Raw genomic sequence first — 20,936 nt, forward strand, 5'->3', positions numbered from 1 at the left:
GCAGCTCTAAGTAGGCACGCTGAATGAGCCTACTCAACATCTGCGGCTCCTGGCTAACTGCTGCGCTGAGCTTTTCCTTGATCTTTTCGACCAACTCCTCCTGCCAGGCATGCGCGGTGGTATTGGCCTCGGTATGCACAAGGAAGCTGAACTTTTTCGCAGCTTTCCCTGCCTGCTTGTCCTGCAAGCGACGGATACAACCACCGACGATGAAGTTACAAATTGCATCACGCAGGGTCGGGATTGCCTTGCTGGTTAGTACCTCTTCCAATTTCAGCCGGCGACCGTCCTTTTTGCGCAGAATCTGCAGCTCGTCCAGATCTACGGGCTGATAGAGAAATTTGGCCAAGTGACCTTCTTCCTGGCTATCTTCAAAGTAGTATTCACTACCCACGTAGGCAGCATTGACGGGAACCAGCTCAGTGAAGGCCGGGCGGATCGGCCTGAAGCTGTCGCCTTTGATCTGCACATCGGCAGGCTGCAGGTAAAGCGAGTATGGGGTTGCAGTAACCTGCAGAAAGGCTGCACGTTCGACGATAACGCGCAGATGCTCAAGCTGGCGAGCGGTAACGTTGATGTCCAATTCGCCCTTGTCACGCTTGAAGCCGACGCTAGCGTAATCCGCCTCGTCGTCGATGATCAATACGCGCTTAGCTTTGAGCTGTGGGTATTTGCTTTTGAATAGATCGATGAGGCGATTCAGATTGTCAGTCTGCTTCTTCACCACAAGCACCAGCTTCTGGTTAAGTTCGAAACCGGTGAGGTGGCCAGGCATGGTCATGATGTCGAATACCTTGAGCAGGTCGTTCTCGTTATGCGCACGGAACTCGCTCTTGATACGCTCGTAGGTCTGTTTGGCCAGAGCCTTCGTTCCCTTCGTCAGCACCACCGCCACATCGAAATCATTGTCAAAAGCCAGCGCCATTATAGCCAGGAAGGTTTTCGTCTTACCCGACTGAATCTTCCCCAGCAGCATCCCCGGATGGTCTTCACTGGTCTGGCTCAGCATCAAACGCTCGACGACAGACTCAATACATTTGCAGTCTTCGTTGGAGTAACGTACATCGTCTTTAACAAAAGATGTATAGAAATCACCCTGCTTGTTCATTCTTCTTCCTTAAGTATCCATCCAGTGCTGAGGCATGCCCCGAGCTCGTCCAGCAGCGACTCCCAATCCATTTCTATACCGACTTCGTGAAGATATAGTTTAGATTTTTTTAGCCTTGGAGCGATAGCAGCGAAACCACCCATCGCTACTGAGTTCTGTGAGCGTCACATTATCCGGACCGACTGTGCGGGTAAAGGCAAAAAGCCAGCGGAGCGCTCATTAATTTTACGATCAGCACGCACCGCCCCGTGGAATCAAGGCACGGCTTGCGCTGCTCTATCTTGGTTTTATGGGATCTGAGCGTAGCTTCCAACCCGGCGTTATCGTGTTCACCCTAATGCGCGCCTGAGTATCGTGCTGAGCCGGGTTTAGCGGACCTAGTACAGACGGCCTACTCAGCTTGCCTGCTTTGCGATAAAAAGATGATCTTTTCGGCCATAACGTCTGTACGGTCATGAAGCATTCCGCTCAATCCAGCTCTCGTGATATTCCAGGCGGTGTCCCAAGGAAATTTATAATATTATATTAGTCAATTAGATCAAACAGCTAAAAAACCAATTCAACTTACCCCGGCCCATCAAATTCCAAAAAGAAGGCGCCCTCAGGCGCAATGCCAGTCAGTTAAGCGTTAGTGGCAGCCATCGCCGGCAAGCCAGCTCCCACAGGGACCGCGCAAAGCTTGAGGTCTGCACTGCTCCTGTGGGAGTCCGGCTTGCCGGCGATGGGCCGCAAAGCGGCCCCAATCGCTTAACTAACAGACATTACCCCCAGGCGTCTTTTTTGTGCCTGCGGGTGGGTGGCCCGGTGCCAGAAAATCAGATTTAACCCCTTCCGCGTAGGACGTTTCCCAAACATACTCCCTGCGCCTGTTTTCCGTTGCAGCCTCAAGGTCAGAGTTCTAGGCTCGGTAGGTCGTTACCCATCAACGACCGGCTTTGACAGGCCGCAACGATACACAGCGCGCATAACCGTTAATGGCGGTTGTGCATGGGGCACGCTCGCGTGCGCCGGTTTCTGTGTTCGCCGGTCTGTCAACCCATGCACAGCTGCCACCATTCCGTTTGACAGCGGGTTGGCGGTAGCCCCTATCGAGAACACAGTCCAATGCTAAAAATCGTCCCCGACCCACCCCACCTCCCCCACTCCCTGGAAGACACCCTCATGCTCGCAACCGACTACGCGCTCTGCGCGGAAGCCGTTGCACAGCAAGCAATGCTGATGCAACCCAGATCACCCGCATCCGTGTTGATCATGGCCTCGATGCACGAGCTGGAAACACTCCGCCGTTTGCTCGAATCGGCACTGGCGCAAATACAAAGGCCAGCCGACCCGCAAACCATGCATTGACCAGGGGTATTGCTCGATGACCACCGAAAACACCCAATGCACTGTCGGCAAAACCATCTTCTTCCAAGGTGAAAACCAGACCCACCCGCTGTTCCGCATCGAACCGGGCATCCCCTGCCAGAACGCCCGTGAACAGGCGTCGGAGCTGATGGGCTATGCGCGGGATTTGACCATTGACGGCCTGATGGAAGACAAGCCGAAGCTGATCTGGGCAGCACACTATCTTTGCGCTCTGGGGAAAGCGCTGCTGGATGATGCGGAGTTGGGAATGATGCGCTGAACCCCAGGGCCAAAGGCGATAGAACTCAGTCGGCTCGCAGCTATCAATCACTGACGCTATCGCCCGCCAAGGGCCCCTGTGCGCACGGCGAATGAGGACGTCGCACGCGCAGGGGCATCACCCCCTTACCCCGTCAAATCCGAAACACCCCCACCTGCCCATACAACCCCTGCGCCAACCGCTGCAACGCCCCCGCGGTCTCGGCCGTCTGCTCCACCGCCTGGCTGTTCTGCTGCGACATCTGCGCAATCCGTTCGACGTTGCGTGCCACATCCTGGCTAGCCGCGGTCTGTTCCCGCAGTGCCAGGGAAATCTGATCCACCATGCGCACCACGTCCGCCGAAGACTGCCGAATGTTGACGATCGCCTCCCCCGCTTGTTGCGCCAGGGTCACACCGCCTTTGACCTGCTGCACACCCACCTCCATCTGCCCCACGGCCTCGCGGGTGCCGGACTGGATGCGTTTGACCATCTCGGTAATTTCCTGGGTCGAGTTGCCGGTGCGCTGTGCCAGCAGGCGTACTTCGTCGGCCACCACCGCAAAGCCCCTGCCCTGTTCGCCGGCGCGGGCGGCTTCGATGGCGGCGTTCAGGGCCAGCAGGTTGGTCTGCTCGGCAATGCCGCTGATCACGCTGACAATGCTGCTGATCTGCTCGGCATGGCTGTCCAGTTCGCTGATCTGGCCGGCAGAGGCTTCTACGGTCTGGGCGATCAGGTTCATGCGCGCCAGCGTTTCCTGAATCACGCTGCCGCCTTCGCTGGACTGGCGACCAGACTCGCTGGACTGGGCATGCGCTTCCACCGCATTGTCAGAGACATGGTTGATACTCACGGTCAGTTCCTCGACCGTGGCCGCCATCGAGGAGGCCGAGCTCGACTGTTCCTGGGCTGACGCGGAGAGCTGTACCGATGCCGCTGAAATGTTGTCGGCAGCCCCCACCAGTTGCTCGGCACTGGCCCTGATCTCGCCAATCATGGTGCGCAGGCGGTCTTGCATGGCCACGAATGCCTGTTGGAGGGTGCTGACTTCATCCTTACCTTCAATGGCGATGGTGTTGTCCAGGCGCCCGTCAGCGATGTTGCGCGCCAGCGTTACAGCTTCACCCAGGCGGTGGGTGAGGGTTCTTGCGAGGAATGTGGCGATCAGCACAGCCAGGATTGCAGCGACCAGTCCGCCGGCGATCAGGATGGTGAAGGCGGTGGATTTAGCCTGGTCCATCAGCAGGCTGCGCTCGTCCTGCAGGGATTTCTCGGCCGCCTGGAATTCGTTGATCACGGCGCGCATGGCGTCCATTTTGGCTTTGGCCTGGCCCGAGCTTATCTGGCTGACCAGCGTTGTCAGCGGCGCGCGGTCAGCATTGACCTCGCGGCGCAGGTTCACGCTGGTTTGCATGTCTTGCTGCAACCACTGTTGGTAAAGCTGTTGCAGGCGGGCCAGCCGGCCTTGCTGCTGGGGGTTGTCGGCGGTGGCTTGCTTCAGGCGATTGTAAGCGTCGGTGAACGCCTCTTCGCCTGTGTTCATGGGCTCAAGGAAGCTGTCCTGGCCGGTGAGGGCAAAACCGCGCATGGCGGTTTCTATGTCGACAAGGCTGTTGAGCATGCTGCTGGAGCTGTTGAGCACGTCGTAGCTGTGGATGTTGCGCTTCACGCTACTGCTGACTTGATCGAAGCCTCGCAAGGCGGTCAGTACCAATACGGCGATGATGAGCAGAACAAGACCGAAACCGGAGTACAGTTTTTTCGAGATACTGAGATTGTTGAGCATCGTGGGGGCAACCCTTCAAGGCCTGGCTGGGCGCTACGCTGAGTCCCGTGCACAGGGGTGCGGACGGGTCTTGGCGTAGTGACGTTTTGATATCAGGCCTATGATTATCTTGTACAGGAAAAGTTCTTTGTACAATTTTATTTGATTGGGCGATGCGAGGGTTGGATTGGGAGGGGGTCACCCAGCTCTGGGGCTGGGTGACGATCATGAGCCTGGGCTGGCTTACCAGCTGTAACTCAACTTGGCGGTCACTTCCCGCCCTGGGTTGTAGTAATCGGCCGTACCCGAGCCCACCACATGCTGCTCGTCGAACAGGTTGCTGACATTCAGCGCCAGGTCGGTGCCTTTGGCGATCTTGTAGTTCAGCGCAGCGTCGAACAGGGTGGTGCCGTCGCTTTTCTTGGTGTTGGCCGCGTCCATGAAGTAACCGCCCACGTACCGCGCCCCCAAGCCCACGCTCACGTCGGTGTCGGGTATGTCGTAGTAGCTCCACAGCGAAGCCGTATGCTTGGGCGCAACGGTGAACTCTTTGCCTTTGAGCGAGCTGCCGTCATACAGCGAGCCGCGCAGCACTTCGGTATCCATGTACGAATAGGCCCCGATCAGGCTGAGGTTCTGCGTGACCTGGGCCTTGGCTTCCAGGTCCAGGCCGCGCGCGCGGGACTCGCCCACGGTTTGCTGCTCGATGATGCCGCTGGGCAGCACCACGGCGATGGTGACGTTTTCCTGGGTCAGGTCGTACACGGCGGCCGAGAACATCGCATCCATGCCCAGCGGCGAGTACTTCACGCCCACTTCGTACTGCCTGCCGGTCTGCGGGGTAACCCCTACCTGCGGCGGCGAAACCGATTCCACCATGCTGACGTAGGTCGACACTTCATCGTTGACGATGTAGGTCAGTGCACCGCGGTAAGAGGTTTCCGAGAAGGTGTCGCTCTGCCTGTTCCCCCCCCCCACATACTCGGTGCTGGTCAGGTCCATCGAGTCATTGCGCATACCCACCGTGGCAATGACGCGGTCGTAGAAGGACAGGTTCTGCTGCAGGAACACGGCCTTGGTGGTGGCGTCGTTTTTCTCGCGGCTATACGGCGTGATGCCGCCGGGAACGCCGGTGAACACGGGGTTGGCGATGTCTATCGACGGCGCCAGGCTGTACACCGAGCGCTGTTTGTTGGTCGAGTCCAGGTATTCCACGCCCACCAGGGTGCTGCTGTCGATGTGCTCGAACTGGGCATCGTACTGCAGCATCAGGTTGCCATTGAGCTGGTCCGCGTCGGTGTCGGTGCCGAACACGTAGCGGGGGATCACGGTGCCCACCCGCTCGGCGCTGTCGCTCAGGTAGACGTAGCCGAAGTCATCGCTCAGCTCGCTGTAGCGCAGGTTGCTGCGCAGGGTGAAACCGTTGTCGAAGTCGTGGGTGATGCTGGCGCTGAGGCTGGTGCGCTCCACATCATGGAAGTTGTAGCCGGGCTCGCCGTAGAAATCGCTGCGGTCGTATTCCTTGTCCAGCGGGTAGCCCCCGCTGTTGGGCGAGCTGTTGGTCTTGAGGTAATCGAGAATCACCGTGGCCGAGGTGAAGTCGCTGGGCGCCCAGGTCAGGCCGCCCATCACGAAGCGGTTGTCGTCTTGCGAGTGGTCGTACTCGCGGTCGCTGTTCTGCAGCTTGGCCGTGAAGCGGCCTGCCAGGGTCTGCTCGTCGTTCAGGGCATCGCCCACGTCAATGCCGGTCTCGGCATGGTCGTAGGAGCCGTAGGTCACGTAGCCCTGGCCGAACTTCTCGAAGCGCGGCTGCTTGGTCACGAAGTTCACCGAGCCGCCCGGGTCTGCCGGGCCGAACAGGGTGGAGTTGGCGCCGCGCAGAATCTCGATGCGCTCATAGGCATAGGGGTCTTCGCGCACACCGCGCATCGAGCTCAGGGTAAGGCCGTCGCGGTAGGTGGTGGCCTGGAAGCCGCGGATCTGGAAGTAGTCGTTGCGGTCGTCCGAGCCGTAGAAGTCGCTGACCACGCCCGGGCTGTACTGCAGCGCTTCCTCGGTGGTGCTGACGCTGCGCTGCTCCATTTCCTTGCGGGTCACCACAGACACCGAGGCCGGGGTGTTGAGGATGCTGGTGGCCACCTTGCCACCGACCCACAGTTCCTTGGCCACCACTGAATTGAGGTCGTCATCGGCGCTGGCCTTGACCTTGGCATTGATGATGACCGGCGCCAGCCGGTAATCCTCGGTCGCACCCAGCTCCAGCGGGCCGGCAGCCGGCGCTTGCGCAATGATCTGGTAGGCCTGGGGGCCTTGCTGTTCAACCTGCAGATCGGTCCCCTGCAACAGCGCCGACAACGCGGCGGGCGTCGCCAGGCCGCCCTGCACGCCCGGGGTGGTGCGGTTGGCCACGGTTTGCGCGTCGAAGGCCAGGCTCACACCCGCCTGGCGGGCAAAACGGTCCAGCGCAGGTGCCAGCGGGCCAGCAGGGATGTTCCACTGCTGCAGCTGCAGGGTGTGATCAGCGCCAGCAGGTTGTGCCAGCGCTGGCAATGCCGGGCTGCTGACAACCAAACCCAGAATCGCAGCGTGCATGGCACGGCTGAGGGGGTGGCGCTGTGGAACCGGTGTCGAACTCATTTTCTCGCTCCGTAGAGGGTCGGCGGGTGGCCTGTATTCCGGCCTTGTGCAAAGGCCGAACGAGAATGAGAAAACACCTCATTTATTTTCAGAAAAAACGGACGGGGGTAATTGCCTCAGGGGGTACCGACCGCCTGGCGCACTTTCACCAGCAGCTCGTAGAGCTGAAACGGCTTCACCAGCATGTCCATGCCTGCGCCGAGAAAGGCCTGGCGGTCCTGGGCCGCATCGGCGTACCCGGTCATGAACAGCACCGGCAACTGGGGCCGGTAGCACCGCGCCAGGTCGGCCAGTTCGCGGCCGCTGAGGGTCGGCAGGCCAACATCGGTCAACATCATGTCCAGGCTGGCGTCGTCGCGCAGGTGCCGCAACGCCTCGTCAGTGGTGGTGGCCACCGTACAGCGGTACCCGGCATCGGTCAGCGCTTCTGCCACCGCCACCTGCACAGAGGCCATGTCTTCCACCACCAGCACGTGCTCGCCATTGCCTTGCAGGTTCTGCACGTTGGCCGGCTCCACCGCTACCGCGGCCTCCGCGCTGGCCGGCAGCAACAGGGTCACCTCCGTGCCCTGCCCCACCACGCTGCTAAGCAGCACATGCCCGCCGGACTGCCGGGCGAAGCCATAGATGGTCGACAGCCCCAGCCCGGTGCCCTGGCCCACCGGTTTGGTGGTGAAGAACGGGTCGAACACCTTTTCCAGCAGCTCCGGCTCAATGCCGCTACCGTTGTCGCGCACGTTGACGGCAATGTAATGGCCGTCCGCCAGGTCTGGGTTGCCCTGCGACCAGGTGGCTGCGGTGTTCACCCAGATCCGCCCCCCCTTGGCCAAGGCGTCGCGCGCGTTGATCACCAGGTTGAGTACCGCGCTCTCCAGTTGCACCGGGTCGACCAAGGCGATGGCCGGGTGGGTCGACAGGTCTAGGGTAAGCTTGATGCGCTCGCCGATGGTGCGGTTCAGCAGCTCTTCCAGCGAGCGTACATGCTGGTTGACGTCCACCGGGCGGGTATCCAGTGGCTGCTGGCGCGCGAAGGCCAGCAACCGGTGGGTCAACGAGGCCGCGCTGGTGGCAGAACTGAGTGCGGCTTCGGCGTACCTGGGCACTTTCTCTATTCGGTTTTCCGCCACCCGTTTGCAGATCAGCTCCAGGCTGGTGATGATGCCGGTAAGCAAATTGTTGAAGTCGTGGGCAATGCCGCCGGTCAGGCTGCCCAGGGCATCCATTTTCTGCAGTTGCAGCAGTTGCGCTTCGGTGCGTTCGCGCACCGCCACTTCCCGCGCCAACTGGCTGGTGGCATCGTCCAGGCGGGCCAGGTGGGAGCGTTCCCGGTGGCGGTGCTCGGTGATGTCCTCGATGAACACCAGGCACAGCCCTGGCGCCTGGTAGGGCGAAAGCTGCCACTCGGTTTCGCGGACATGCCCGTGCACCAGCATGCTCAGGGTGCCCTTCCAGCGCTCGCCAGCCGCCAGGTGCCGGCGCAGGTCAGCCAACGCTGGCTCCTGGCCGCTGGCAAAGCATTCCAGCAGTTGCGAGGGGTTGCTGTTTTCCTGGGTCAGGTGGCTGAACGCCTGGTTGCACTCGTGCACCTTGAACTCGGCGTCGAGCACCGCGATGGGCGCCGATACACCGGTAAATATCTCGCGAAAGCGCGCCTCGCTCCGGCGCAGGGCGCGCTCGGCGTCCCGCACCCGCAACAGGGTACGCAAGGTTGCCAGCAACACATCCGGGTCTACCGGGTGCACCAGGTAGGCATCGGCGCCAGCGTTCAAGCCGGTGATGATGTCACCGCTCTGGATCGACGCGGCCGACACGTGAATCACCGGCAACAACGCCGTGCGGGCATCTTCGCGCAGCAACCGTACGATATCGAACCCGCTCATGTCGGGCAGGTTCACGTCCAGGATCAAGGCATCTATCTGCTCGTCGCGAATCAGCGCAAGGCCTTCACCGCCGGTGCCTGCCTCCAGCACTTCGTAGCCGTGCACTACCAGGCGCCGGCGCAGTGCGTAGCGGGTGGCGACGTTATCGTCCACGATCAGCAAGCGCACCTCAGGTTTCATCGGCGTTCTCCTGAGCCAGGGCCAGAGGAATCACCACGAAGAAGGTAGAGCCTTCCCCTGGTTCACTGTGCACCCCCACTTCGCCACCCAGCAGCATGGCAAAGCGCTTGCACAACGACAGGCCCAGGCCAGTGCCGCGAAAGCGCTTCTGCAGTGGCGAATCTACCTGGGTGAAATCTTCGAACAACGTATCCAACAGCTCTGCTGCAATGCCAATGCCGGTATCACTGACGGCAAAGCGGATGCGGTCGTCGCCATACAGCTGGGCCGACACCCGCACCTCACCCTGGGCGGTGAACTTCAGCGCGTTGGAAATGAAATTGCGCAGAATCTGCGCGAGCTTCTTGTCATCGGTGTACAGCCGCGGCAGCCCTGTAGGCTCCTCGAAGATAAGGTCGACTGCAGTAGCGTCCACAATCGGCCGGAACATGCCGCGCAAGGCCGCGAACAGATCGAGCATGTCGAACCAGGCCGGCGAGATGCTGATGCGCCCGGCTTCGATCTTGGCAAGGTCGAGCAGGTCGTCGACCATGTCGGACAGCTCGCGGGTGGCGGTGCTGATAAAGGTGACCTGGCGGTGCTGTTCAGCCGACAGCGGCCCGTCGAGCTCGTCGGTAAGCAGGCCGGTGATGCTCAGGATCGAACCCAGCGGCGTGCGGAATTCGTGGCTCATGTACGACAGGAAGCGGCTTTTCAAGTCCGACGCCTGGCGCAGCTGTTCGGCCTGTATGTCCAACTCGGCGTACAGGGCCAGCACGCCCTGGTTGGTTTCTTCCAGTTCGGCACGCAGGGCATCGTTATCCGCCTGCAGCCGGGCAATTACCTCTGCATCAGCCATGCGCCGCCTCCAGGTCGATGACCAGCACGGTTACATCATCCCGGCCCCGGCAGAAGTCGCGGTGCAGCACTGCCGCGATCACGGCCGGGTGGCGGTGCACCAGGCCAGGGTAACTCTCCAGATTCCAACGGGACTGCAGGCCGTCGCTGTACATGATCAACAGTTTTCCATTCGCTTGAGCGTAGTCAAATACCTGGGCTTTTCTATACTGCCCGCCAACGATGCCGGGCAACGAAGCCAACCCACGCACCTGGGTGGCGCTCACCAGGCTGGCGCCGATATTGCCGATGCCGGCAAAACCGAGGTGGTCGCGGGCACCGTCATAGCGTGCTATCGCCACCGCGCCACCACGGCTGCCATTCATGGCATGGTGCATGGCCTGCAATTGCTCCAACTGGCCGGCGAACGGGGCCTGGGCAAACACTGCCGCGCCCGCGCTGGCTGCAGCCTGGGCATCCACACCGTGGCCCAGGCCGTCGATCACCAGGGCGCTGATACGCTGCCCTTCGATCGCCAGGTGCCAGGTATCGCCACAGGCGGGGTCGCCGTGCAGGGCATGCTGGCTTACCCCCACGCGCAAGTCTGGCGCGTGGTCGCGCTGGGCATGCACGCGCACCAGCACCACCGCGCCGCGCGCATCGGCGTACACATCGAATACCTGGGCCATGCGCGCCAAGGCCCCCAGGCCGATTCCCTGGGTGCCTGCGGTTGAATAACCATCGGTCAGGCAGGCCTGTGCATCAAAGCCCTGGGCACGGTCCGCCGTGAGCAGTTCAATGGCATAACCCCCGTGCTCACGGGGCAGCACCCGCAGGTGCAGTTCACCGCAGCCGGCATGCTTGAGCACGTTGCTGCACAGCTCGGTGGCCAGCAGCGCCACACGGCCGCAGTCCTCTTCGTCAAAGCCGTGCCGCTCGGCCAGCTTTTGTGCGGTACGCCGGGCGTGGCCAACATCGCTCGGGTCTGCCAGGCCCATCACCTGGGTCTGGCTGGCGAACAGGTTCATGCCCATCGGGTGATCGTCACGCGTGTGCCCTGCCCTGGCGCGGTGTCCAGTTCAAATTCATCGACCAGCCGCCGAGCGCCGGTCAGGCCCAGGCCCAGGCCACCGCCCGAGGTCCAGCCGTCAGTCAGCGCCAGCTTGATGTCGGGGATGCCGGGGCCCTCATCGCGGAACAACAGGCGCAAACCGGTGCGCCCGCCATCCTCCAGCACAGCCCAGTCCATGTCGCCACCACCGCCATACACCACCGTGTTGCGCGCCAGTTCACTGACTGCCGTCACCAGCTTGGTCAGGTCCACCAGGCGCATGCCGCATTCGCCGGCCAGCTTGCGCGCCAACTGACGCGCCAGTACCACATCCTGTTCGATTCGTACCGGTTGGCTGCCGCTTTCGCGCACATTCATTTTTGGCTCACACGTTGACGCAGCACTTGCATGCCACGCTCCACATTGAGTGCCGTGCTGACGCCCGGCAGGGTAAGGCCCAGTTCGACCAAGGTAATGGCCACGGCCGGCTGCATGCCGACCACCATGGTTTCGGCATCCAGAATGCGTGACAGGCCAGAGATGCTGGCGATCATCCGGCCGATGAACGAGTCGACCATGTCCAACGCGGAAATATCGATCAACACGCCCCGGGCCGAGGTACTGCTGATGCGCTCGGTCAGGTCTTCCTGCAGGGTCAGCGCCAGCTGGTCGTGCATGTCGACCTGAATGGTCACAAGCAGGAACTCGCCCATCTGCAGGATCGGGATACGCTCCATGGGCTTACCCCTGCTTGCTGATGTCGCAGCCCAGGCGTGCAAGGGCTAGCTTGAGGGCGTCGGCCAGGCTGGCCTTGGTGGTCAGCGAGCCCAGGTCCAGCCCCAGGTGCACGATGGTCTGGGCGATTTGCGGGCGCACGCCACTGATGATGCAGTCGGCGCCCATCAGGCGGATGGCCGTGACGGTCTTCAGCAGGTGCTGGGCGACCAGGGTGTCGACGGTAGGTACACCGGTGATATCGATGATGGCAATTTCCGAGCCGGTGTCGACGATGCGTTGCAGCAGCGACTCCATGACCGTCTGGCTACGCTGCGAGTCCAGCGTACCGATCAGTGGCAGCGCCAGCACCCCGTCCCACAGTTTGACCACAGGGGTAGACAGCTCCAGCAGTTCTTCCTGCTGGCGCCTGATCACTTCCTCGCGGGTTTTCTGGAAGGCGCGGATGGTGTGCATGCCCATGCCATCGAGCAGTTCCGACACCAGCCACAGTTGCTCGGCCAGGCGGGCCGGGTCGCTGCTGTAGTGCGCTTGCAGCAAGCCGAACAGCGGCCCTTTCAAAGCGAAGATGAAGAACGCGGCCTGGTGCGAATCGTGGCCAAGCTGAGCGCGGCTGGCAGAAAGCTTCTCCAGGAACCGGCGCAACGCCTCCCACTCGCTGCCGGCCAGGTGGCTGCCGCCACCAGCGCGCAGGCCGTCCACCAGCAACTGCAGGAACTCCTGGGTTTCCTGTGCCAGTACCTGTTCTTTGATATTGCGCGTGGCGCCGTTGGTTTCGAGGCTGGCTATCCATTCCTCGCGCAGTTGCGCCTGGCTATGTTGGATAGCCTCCAACGTGCTGCCTTGCAGTGTTGCCATGTGCCTTCGCTCCAGTGGTGAAGGCCGGCGTCCCGATGAATGGCCGGCCTGCTGTGAATGACATTTGCCGGTTCGATTAGTTGTGCAGCGGGAAAAGATAATTGCATTGAGCCATTTAGGATAGCCCAACGGCTTCGGATTGCGGCACGGCTACTGTCACGCCCTGGTTACGGCCAACAGCTACGTAGCGCCGTCAACCAGCTTCCACCAGAAGTTTCCAGGGCGTTGCTTGGCGAATATGGCATGACCTCGCCGGCGCTTGTCAGCGGGCTCGAAGAGGCATCGTGCGCGGCACGCGTACTGCGAAACGGTTTTTTAGGAATGCATACCAGCACGGCATGATATTGAAGCAACCTTGAACCGTACCTCATATTGCAAGTACTCACTCGCTAAGACAGTTACCGGGCGCCGCCCCCTGTCCCTTGTCGAGTCGTAGGCAAGCACGGCATAACAGGTCGTCCATTGACCCGCCCGGGTATTGAGCCTGCTCGCTTGCGAACGCATCCTTGCCTCGGAACCGGGATCCTCCATCACAACCGGAATTCGGGCAGGGACGGTCACTAGCGCCACATGGCGCCCACTTCCGTCCCCCATGAAGCCCGGCACCATGGTGAGATTGCCATTTTTGTCGAAACTTGAAATCGAGGTGAAGCGCGCAGCGAACTGCTGCGTATTCGCCAACTGACCAAGGATCTGCCCTTTCAGTTGCGCCCAGTAAGCATCTGGCGGGTTGTGTGCATCATAACTAGGCGCCGCCCGGTCATAAGGGAGACCTGCACGCTTCAGCTTCGCTTGGCGCTGGAAATACCTGTCGCGACATGTCTCGTTGGTGTCTTTATCCAGGTCTTGCCCGGTCTTGGCACTGTAGAGCAAGGCGCTCGCACAGGCGAAGTCATAGCGACCGTTGAAATACAGGTACAGCCCGCTCCCGGCTAAACTTTTGGTCGGTATCAGGTCCAGCGCGCCGCTGCCTGCACCACCCGCCATACCTTTGACAAGGCTACTGGGCATCATCGAAGTCAGCGAGCTAACCGTTTCATCCGAGAAACGAACCTTGGTGGTCCCATCGGGCATTTGCTCGGTAGTGACGCAGCCCGCCATTGCCACGGCAGCCAGCACGGGCAGCATGCGTTTACACTTGGTCATGCACGTATCCTTACGTTGAAAAGTCTGCATGAGCGCTTCAGAAGAAGCACCCCTATCTTCCTGTTGAACCTTGGCCTGCCGGGTCTCGCGCAACTGACGCACCACGTCGCCCTGGCGCATCGCGACAGGCTCGCCACACAGCTCACCCACTTCAACCACATGGGCCGCCTCGAAGGGCATGCTGCGCGCCGGCATTTTCAATCGACGGCGGGGCGGAAGCAAAATGCGCAAGGCGCTCGGAAACCGCCTGGCGCACTCGGTAGGCAACCCCAGCGCAAAAAAAAGGCACCTACCCATAGGTAATGCCTGTCAGTTAAGTAATTTGGGGCCGCTTTGCGACCCTTCGCGGGCACGCCCGCTCCCACAGGAGATCGCGCATTTCTTGAGTTCAGCGCCGTGTGGGAGCGGGCGTGCCCGCGAAGGGCTGCAAAGCAGCCCCAGTAACGCTTAACTGACAGGCTTTACCTATCCATAGGTGCCTTCTGCCTTGACCCGGGTGAACCCACTCACCCCATCGACCGCGCCCCCACCGGTTGCGCATGGCCCCGCGAAGTCACGATGCCCAGGAAGGAGATCACAATCGCCAGCCCCAATGTGGAGCTCACCTCTGCGCGGTGCTCAGGCGTGTACATCATGACCGCCAGCGCCCCGCCAATGAAAATGATCACCGCCCAGGTCAGGTACGGGAACAGCCACATGCGGAACTTCAGCTCGGTGTTCTCCCGCTCCAGGCGGCGGCGCATGCGCAGCTGCGAGATGGCAATGACCATGTACACCAGCAAGGCAATGGCGCCAGAGCTGGCCAGCAGGAACTCGAACACACCCTTGGGCGCAAAGTAGTTGAGGATGGCGATGGCGGCCCCGATCAGGGTGCTGCCAAACACCGCCGCACGCGGCACGCCAACCTTGGAGGTCTTGTTCAGGAAGGCCGGGGCGTCACCGCGCTTGGCCAGCGAGTACATCATCCGCGATGCGATGTAGATCGACGAATTCATGCAACTGGTTACCGCCACCAGCACCACCAGGTCGACCATCAATGCCGCGTTAGGGATGTTCATGATCTCCAGCGCACGTTGATACGAGCCCACCACCGCCAGCTGCGGATCGTTCCACGGCACCACCGAGATGATCACGAAGATCGAGAGGATATAGAAGGTACTTATGCGCCAGATCACCGAGCGGGTAGCCTTGGCGATGTTGCGCGACGGGTCGCTGGACTCGGAAGCCGCAATGGTCACGGCTTCGGTGCCAATGAAGCTGAACATCACGGTAATGAACGCCCCGACCACAGCCGACCAGCCATTGGGCGCAAAACCGCCGTAGTCAGCCATCAGCCCGCTCAGGCCGCTGACTTCGCGGTTGGGCAGCCAGCCCATCAGCGCGGCAAAGCCCAGGCCGATGAAACCGAGAATGGCCGTGACCTTGAGGATGGCGAACCAGAACTCGAACTCGCCGTACTTGGCCACGCTGAACAGGTTGGTGCCGGCCAGCAACAGCACCGAGGCCAAGGCGAAGATCCAGCTGTCCACCTGGGGGAACCAGGCGTTCAGCACATGCCCGGCGGCCAGCGCCTCGATCGGAATGACCAGTACCCAGAACCACCAGTACAACCAGCCGATGGTGTAGCCGGCCCAGCGGCCGATGGCCTGGTCGGCGTAGGTGGAAAACGATCCGGTGTCAGGGTGCGCCACGGCCATTTCGCCGAGCATGCGCATGACCAGAACCACCAGGGTTCCGGCTACGAAATAGGAAATTATGGTGGCTGGGCCGGCTGCCGCAATGGCGTGCCCAGAGCCGACGAAAAGTCCGGCGCCGATGATGCCGGCGATAGACAGCATCGTTACGTGTCGTGGCTTGAAACCTTGTGCAAGGTTGCCATCAGATCCCACGGTGTTCATTGATGTTGTTCTCTTTTTGCTGACACAAGGATGGACGGGCAGGCGTAGGCGAAAATAGCTCCTTTGAGTTGGGTAGGTCGACACAATGCTCGCATGCTGTTGTTGATATTTGGCACGCGTCACAGCGCAAGGTGTCAGTGCGGTTCGGGCTTCATTTAAGCCCCGCGGGGCGGTGGGAAATTACACGAGAACGCCCCGGAACTGTTCGATCACGACAGGGCATTTCCCTTGGCGCCAGATGTCGCGCATGGCATGCCCAATCGCGCCATCGGGCCGTTGGGTGCTTTTGTTTTTCACTTGGTTGTGTATGGCCTGTACCGGCCCTATCGCCGGCAAGCCGGCTCCCACCTCGATCGCATCGGCTTCAAATCCTGTGCAATCCCTGTGGGAGCGAGCAAGCCCGCGAAGAGGCCAGCAGCTTTAACGCACCAGGCAAGGCCGCTTGTTATCAAAGCGCCAACCCGGAATCAGGAACTGCATCGCCACGCTGTCATCCCGCGCCCCCAACCCCATGTTGCGGTAGCACTCGTGGGCCTTGGCCAGTTGATCCTCATCCAGCTCCACCCCCAACCCCGGCCGCGCCGGCACATGCACATGGCCGTCGACAATGCGCAGCGGCTCACGGGTCAGGCGCTGGCCGTCCTGCCAGATCCAGTGGGTGTCGATCGCGGTGATCTCACCCGGCGCCGCAGCCGCCACCTGGGTAAACATCGCCAGCGAAATATCGAAGTGGTTGTTGGAGTGCGAACCCCAGGTAAGCCCCCAGTCATTGCACATCTGCGCCACCCTCACCGAGCCCTGCAAGGTCCAGAAATGCGGGTCGGCCAGCGGAATGTCCACCGACTGCAACTGGATCGCATGGCCCATCTGCCGCCAATCGGTGGCGATCATGTTGGTAGCCGTGGGCAAACCCGTAGCGCGACGGAACTCGGCCATCACCTCGCGGCCCGAGTAGCCGTTCTCGGCGCCGCACGGGTCTTCGGCATAGGCCAGCACATCATGCTTGTCGCGGCACAGGGCGATGGCCTCCTTGAGTGACCAGGCCCCGTTGGGGTCCAGGGTGATGCGCGCTTCGGGGAAGCGTTCGGCCAGCGCCGTCACTGCTTCCATTTCTTCTGCCCCCCGCAGCACGCCGCCCTTGAGCTTGAAGTCGCTGAAGCCGTAACGCTGCTTGGCCGCTTCGGCCAGGCGCACAACCGCCTCGGGCGTCAGGGCCTTTTCATGGCGCACACGGAACCAGTCGTCGTCACTGTCCGCTTCGTTGCGGTAAGCCAGGTCGGTCTGCTGGCGGTCGCCGATATAGAACAGGTAGCCCAGCATCTTCACCGCATCACGTTGCTGGCCCTCGCCCAGCAGTGCCGCCATGGGCACATTCAGGTGCTGGCCGAGCAGGTCGAGCAGCGCCGACTCGATAGCCGTCACGGCATGCACGGTGATACGCAGGTCGAAGGTCTGCAGGCCGCGCCCCGCCGAGTCGCGGCTGGCGAACGTCTGGCGCATGGCATTGAGCACGCGCTGGTAATGACCGATCGGCTGGCCTACTACCAGGCTGCGGGCGTCTTCCAGGGTCTGGCGAATGCTCTCGCCACCCGGCACTTCGCCAAGGCCCGTGTTGCCCGCGCTGTCCCGCAGTACTACCACGTTACGGGTAAAGAACGGGCCATGTGCGCCACTGAGGTTGAGCAGCATGCTGTCGTGGCCAGCCACCGGAATAACGCGCATGTCGGTGACCACCGGGGTGCTGGTGTGAACGGCGGGTGTTGTCTGCATATTCATGGTTGTCGTCTCGCAGTCGTCAGTGGGTCTGGCCCAGGGCCGCGGGGCCCTTCAGGCTATCGGAAGGTGCGTCCTTGGGGCGTGTACGTACGAAGAAGATGGCAATTGCCGCCAGCACCGAAGTCACCGCCAGGCCATACAACCCACCCTGGATCGAGCCGGTCTGCTGCTCCAGCAGGCCGAACGTGGTGGGGGCAACGAAGCCGCCGAGGTTGCCGACCGAGTTGACCAGGGCTATCACCGCCGCCGCGATGCGAGCATCCAGGTAGCCCTGCGGGATCGGCCAGAACAGTGACGAGGCCGACTTGAAGCCGATGGCGGCAAAGCACACGGCGACAAAGGCGAATACCGGCCCGCCGGTGGTGGACATGAACATGCCGATGGCCGCGACCACCAGGGCGCCTGCCACCCAGGCCTGCTGGAACTTCCAGCGTGCAGAACCGGCAGCGAAGGCATACATGGCCAGGATCGAGATCAGCCACGGGATGGAGTTGAGGAAGCCGACCTGCAGGTCGCTGAGGTCGCCCATGCGCTTGATGATGCTCGGCAGCCAGAAGGTGGCCGCGTAGATGGTTAGCTGGATGCAGAAGTAGATCAGGCAGAACAGGACGATCTGGCGGTCCTTGAGCAGGCTCCAGGCCGACGGCTTGGCCGCACCCAGCGCCTCGCGCGCTTGCTGTTCACGGTCGATGGTCGCGACCAGCGCATCCTGCTCGGCCTGGCTCAGCCACTTGGCGTCCTGCGGTTTGGAGTCGAGCCAGAAGAACACGAAGAAGCACAACGCCACCGAGGCCATGCCTTCGATGAACAGCATCCACTGCCAGCCGTGCAGGCCGAGCCCCTGGATTTGCATCAAGGCCCCGGCCAAGGGGCCGGAAATCAGCGAAGCCAGCGCCGACCCGCTGAGGAAAATGGCGATTGCCTTGCCGCGCTCGGCCGCCGGCAACCAGCGGGTGAAGTAATAGATCACCCCAGGGAAGAAGCCCGCTTCGGCCACCCCGAGCAGGAAGCGCAATACATAGAACTGGGTTTCGTTCTGCACGAAGGCCATGGCCGTGGCCACCAGCCCCCAGGTGAACATGATGCGGGTCAGCCACAAGCGGGCACCCACCTTCTGCAGCAGCATGTTCGAAGGCACCTCGAACAGCGCGTAGCCGATGAAGAACAGCCCGGCACCAAAGCCAAAGGCCGCAGCGCTGATGCCCAGGTCGCTTTCCAGGTGCGGGCGGACGAAGCCGATGTTGACGCGGTCCAGGTAGTTGACGATGAACATGATGACGAACAGCGGCAGCACGTGGCGCTTGACCTTGGCCACGGCGCTGGCCAACGCGTCGCCTTCATTCCGGGCAGACGGAGCGAGGGTGTCGTTCACAGGTGGATCTCCCACTAATTGTTTTTGTGCGGGTCGGGGTTGTCTGACATGGCAGTGGGGACGAGCATAGGCCCCGGGAAGTTGTACGACAAGATCAACAACATCGCTAAAATGGCAAAATACAAGCTACAAGAACGCCAATTTGGCTCGATCCTGCAAAAACAGCCGTGCTAAGTTCACCCTTGCCTGGCGAAAAATCGGGTACAAATTATTTTTATCGATTAACTTGTCATACAAGTACAAAAAGAGATGGACCACAGCATGCTTCCAGATCACGCGCACAAACGCGGCCACAGCCGCGCACATGACCTGGTCTCCAGCCTGACCCGGCAGATTCTCCTGGGCACCTTCAAGCCCGGCGACAAACTGCCGTCGGAGAACACCTTGGTACGCGAGCACGGGGTCAGCCGCACGGTGGTTCGCGAAGCCTTGTCGAAGTTGCAGGCCTCGGGGCTGGTGGAACCGCGCCACGGTATCGGCACCTTCGTGATGGCGCGCCAAGCCCAGGCCGGGTTGCGCGTTGCAGCGGAAAGCGCAGCGAATGTGCGCGACTTGCTGGAGCTGCGGGTCGGCCTGGAAAGCCAGGCCGCCGCGCTGGCAGCGCTACGCCGCGATGAAGGGCAGTTGGCGCGCATGCGCCAGGCACTGGATGACTACCAGGACCTGGCGGCGGCAGGTGACAGCTGCATCGAGGCCGACCGGCGTTTTCACCTGCTGATTGCCGAAGCCACCGGCAACCTGTATTTCACCGAGATGCTGCTGCAGCTGGGCAGCGGCTTGATTCCGCGCAACCGCATGGCCCAAGCCGAGCGCAGTGGGTCGAAGATGGCAGCGCAGGCATACCTGGCCAACCTGGAGCACGAGGCAATCCTCAATGCCATCCGCCGGCAAGACCCGGATGCAGCACGCGCGGCGGTATGCCTGCACCTGTCCAACAGCCGCGACCGGCTGCTACCCGATTGACGGGCAACTGCGGCACAGCAGCCCCGGGGCTTACCAGGTCAGGCAGATCTTGCCGAAATGCCGGTTGCTCTCCTGGTAACGGAACGCGTCGACGATCTGCTTCAGCTCGAAGTGTTTGTCCACTACCGGCCGCAAACCGTTGGCATCAATGGCCCGCACCATCGCCTGCTGCTGCGCCCGGCTGCCGACCAGCACCCCTTGCAGGCGAATCTGCCGCACCAATGCCTGCACCAGCGGCAGTTGCCCGGCCACGCCGGTAAGAATGCCGATCAGCGACACATGCCCGCCGATCCGTGCAGCGATCATCGACTGCTCCAGGGTAGCCGGGCCACCCACCTCGATCACGTGATCGACACCGCGGTTACCGGTCAGCTCGCGCACTTTCTCCCCCCACGCCGGGGTGCGCTTGTAGTTGATCAAGTGGTCGGCGCCCAAGGCCTTGAGCCGCTCCAGCTTGGCATCGCTGGACGAGGTGGCAATCACCGTGGCACCCGCCAGCTTGGCGAACTGCAGGGCGAAGATCGACACGCCACCGGTGCCCTGCACCAGCACCGTGTCGCCCGGTTTGAGGTGGTCGTCGCACATCAGCGCGCGCCAGGCGGTCAGGCCGGCAGTGGTCAGGGTGGCGGCTTCGGCATGGCTGAAGCCCGAAGGTGCAAGGGTAAACGCGGTGGCACGGGCGGTGACCTGTTCGCGGGCATAGCCATCGATGCCGTCACCCGGCACCCGGGCAAAGCCTTCGACATTGGCCTGGCCATCGAGCCAGTCCGGGAAGAACGTACTGACGACACTGTCGCCGACCTGAAACTCGCTGACGCCGGCCCCTACGGCAACGACTTCGCCCGCACCGTCGGCCATGGGGATGCGCCGCTCACTCGGCCCCCACATGCCACTCACCACGGCGAAGTCATGGTAGTTCAGGGAGCTGGCGTGCAGGCGCACGGTGATCTCGCCGGCCTGGGGGGCCGCAGCCTCGCTGCTTCCGACCTCGACCTTGTCGTAGCCGCCGCCAGGTTGAACGTAGATGGCCTTGCTGGTCATGGGTTGGGTCTCCGTATCAACGTCAGGAATGGGAATGAGCATAGACAGGTCTATGGGTTGCAAAAGCTTCACGGGCTTTGCAGCAGCGGCGTTGTGTCGCGATC

The 20,936-nt window shown here is 61.7% G+C and carries 17 protein-coding genes; 3 read left to right on the top strand and 14 right to left on the bottom strand.

Going from position 1 to position 20,936, the window contains the following annotated elements; genetic code table 11:
• Nucleotides 1-1,108 (bottom strand): DEAD/DEAH box helicase (locus APH30_RS03185; protein WP_156326361.1); only part of this gene is annotated, 1,108 nt, incomplete at its 3' end.
• A gap of 1,104 nt (nucleotides 1,109-2,212) precedes the next feature.
• On the opposite strand from APH30_RS03185, the gene APH30_RS03190 reads away from it, so the two are divergent.
• Both APH30_RS03190 and APH30_RS03195 read left to right on the top strand, forming a co-directional pair.
• On the top strand, nucleotides 2,213-2,455 hold the full coding sequence (locus APH30_RS03190; protein ID WP_009683501.1) for a hypothetical protein: 243 nt from the start codon (nucleotides 2,213-2,215) through the stop codon (nucleotides 2,453-2,455).
• Between the two features lie 16 nt (nucleotides 2,456-2,471).
• On the top strand, nucleotides 2,472-2,735 hold the full coding sequence (locus APH30_RS03195) for a DUF3077 domain-containing protein (protein WP_009683500.1): 264 nt from the start codon (nucleotides 2,472-2,474) through the stop codon (nucleotides 2,733-2,735).
• A 133-nt stretch (nucleotides 2,736-2,868) separates the two neighbouring features.
• Here the strand turns inward: APH30_RS03195 and APH30_RS03200 are convergent, their stop codons facing one another.
• The 12 genes from APH30_RS03200 to APH30_RS03255 all read right to left on the bottom strand — a co-directional run bounded on the left by APH30_RS03200 (nucleotide 2,869) and on the right by APH30_RS03255 (nucleotide 18,828).
• Nucleotides 2,869-4,500: a methyl-accepting chemotaxis protein gene (locus APH30_RS03200; protein ID WP_054911671.1), complete on the bottom strand. Its 1,632-nt coding sequence runs from the start codon at nucleotides 4,498-4,500 to the stop codon at nucleotides 2,869-2,871.
• Nucleotides 4,501-4,722: 222 nt separating this feature from the next.
• Nucleotides 4,723-7,116 (bottom strand): TonB-dependent siderophore receptor, encoded by a 2,394-nt coding sequence (locus tag APH30_RS03205; protein ID WP_054911672.1) that lies wholly within the window; start codon nucleotides 7,114-7,116, stop codon nucleotides 4,723-4,725.
• Between the two features lie 116 nt (nucleotides 7,117-7,232).
• Nucleotides 7,233-9,176 carry a response regulator gene (locus APH30_RS03210; protein ID WP_054911673.1) on the bottom strand — a complete coding sequence of 648 codons (1,944 nt, stop codon included), beginning with the start codon at nucleotides 9,174-9,176 and terminating at the stop codon, nucleotides 7,233-7,235.
• A complete protein-coding gene (locus APH30_RS03215; RefSeq protein WP_054911674.1) occupies nucleotides 9,166-10,014 on the bottom strand; it encodes a sensor histidine kinase KdpD in 849 nt (282 codons plus the stop codon). The genes APH30_RS03210 and APH30_RS03215 overlap by 11 nt, the downstream gene beginning before the upstream one ends.
• A complete protein-coding gene (locus APH30_RS03220) occupies nucleotides 10,007-11,020 on the bottom strand; it encodes an ATP-binding protein (RefSeq protein ID WP_054911695.1) in 1,014 nt (337 codons plus the stop codon). The genes APH30_RS03215 and APH30_RS03220 overlap by 8 nt, the downstream gene beginning before the upstream one ends.
• Nucleotides 11,017-11,421, bottom strand: coding sequence for an anti-sigma regulatory factor (locus tag APH30_RS03225; protein WP_009683493.1), 405 nt, complete (start codon nucleotides 11,419-11,421; stop codon nucleotides 11,017-11,019). Before APH30_RS03225 ends, APH30_RS03220 begins: the two co-directional genes overlap by 4 nt.
• A complete protein-coding gene (locus APH30_RS03230; RefSeq protein ID WP_054905950.1) occupies nucleotides 11,418-11,780 on the bottom strand; it encodes an STAS domain-containing protein in 363 nt (120 codons plus the stop codon). The genes APH30_RS03225 and APH30_RS03230 overlap by 4 nt, the downstream gene beginning before the upstream one ends.
• A 4-nt stretch (nucleotides 11,781-11,784) precedes the next feature.
• Entirely contained in the window at nucleotides 11,785-12,636 is an 852-nt protein-coding gene (locus APH30_RS03235; protein ID WP_054911675.1) for an STAS domain-containing protein, read from the bottom strand.
• A 315-nt stretch (nucleotides 12,637-12,951) separates the two neighbouring features.
• Entirely contained in the window at nucleotides 12,952-13,962 is a 1,011-nt protein-coding gene (locus APH30_RS03240; protein WP_256221948.1) for a hypothetical protein, read from the bottom strand.
• Nucleotides 13,963-14,288: 326 nt separating this feature from the next.
• Nucleotides 14,289-15,680, bottom strand: a complete 1,392-nt coding sequence (gene gabP, locus APH30_RS03245; protein WP_054882033.1) for a GABA permease — start codon at nucleotides 15,678-15,680, stop codon at nucleotides 14,289-14,291.
• Nucleotides 15,681-16,100: 420 nt separating this feature from the next.
• Nucleotides 16,101-17,456 (bottom strand): glucarate dehydratase, encoded by a 1,356-nt coding sequence (gudD, locus tag APH30_RS03250; protein WP_054911676.1) that lies wholly within the window; start codon nucleotides 17,454-17,456, stop codon nucleotides 16,101-16,103.
• 19 nt (nucleotides 17,457-17,475) lie between these two features.
• Nucleotides 17,476-18,828 carry an MFS transporter gene (locus APH30_RS03255; protein ID WP_054911677.1) on the bottom strand — a complete coding sequence of 451 codons (1,353 nt, stop codon included), beginning with the start codon at nucleotides 18,826-18,828 and terminating at the stop codon, nucleotides 17,476-17,478.
• A 261-nt stretch (nucleotides 18,829-19,089) separates the two neighbouring features.
• Here APH30_RS03255 and APH30_RS03260 point away from each other — a divergent pair, with 261 nt between their 5' ends.
• On the top strand, nucleotides 19,090-19,791 hold the full coding sequence (locus APH30_RS03260) for a FadR/GntR family transcriptional regulator (protein WP_054911697.1): 702 nt from the start codon (nucleotides 19,090-19,092) through the stop codon (nucleotides 19,789-19,791).
• 30 nt (nucleotides 19,792-19,821) lie between these two features.
• Here the strand turns inward: APH30_RS03260 and APH30_RS03265 are convergent, their stop codons facing one another.
• Nucleotides 19,822-20,832 (bottom strand): NAD(P)-dependent alcohol dehydrogenase, encoded by a 1,011-nt coding sequence (locus APH30_RS03265; RefSeq protein ID WP_054911678.1) that lies wholly within the window; start codon nucleotides 20,830-20,832, stop codon nucleotides 19,822-19,824.
• Nucleotides 20,833-20,936 lie beyond the last annotated feature (104 nt).

Source organism: Pseudomonas sp. NBRC 111127, assembly GCF_001320345.1.
Taxonomy (GTDB): Bacteria; Pseudomonadota; Gammaproteobacteria; order Pseudomonadales; family Pseudomonadaceae; genus Aquipseudomonas; species Aquipseudomonas juntendi.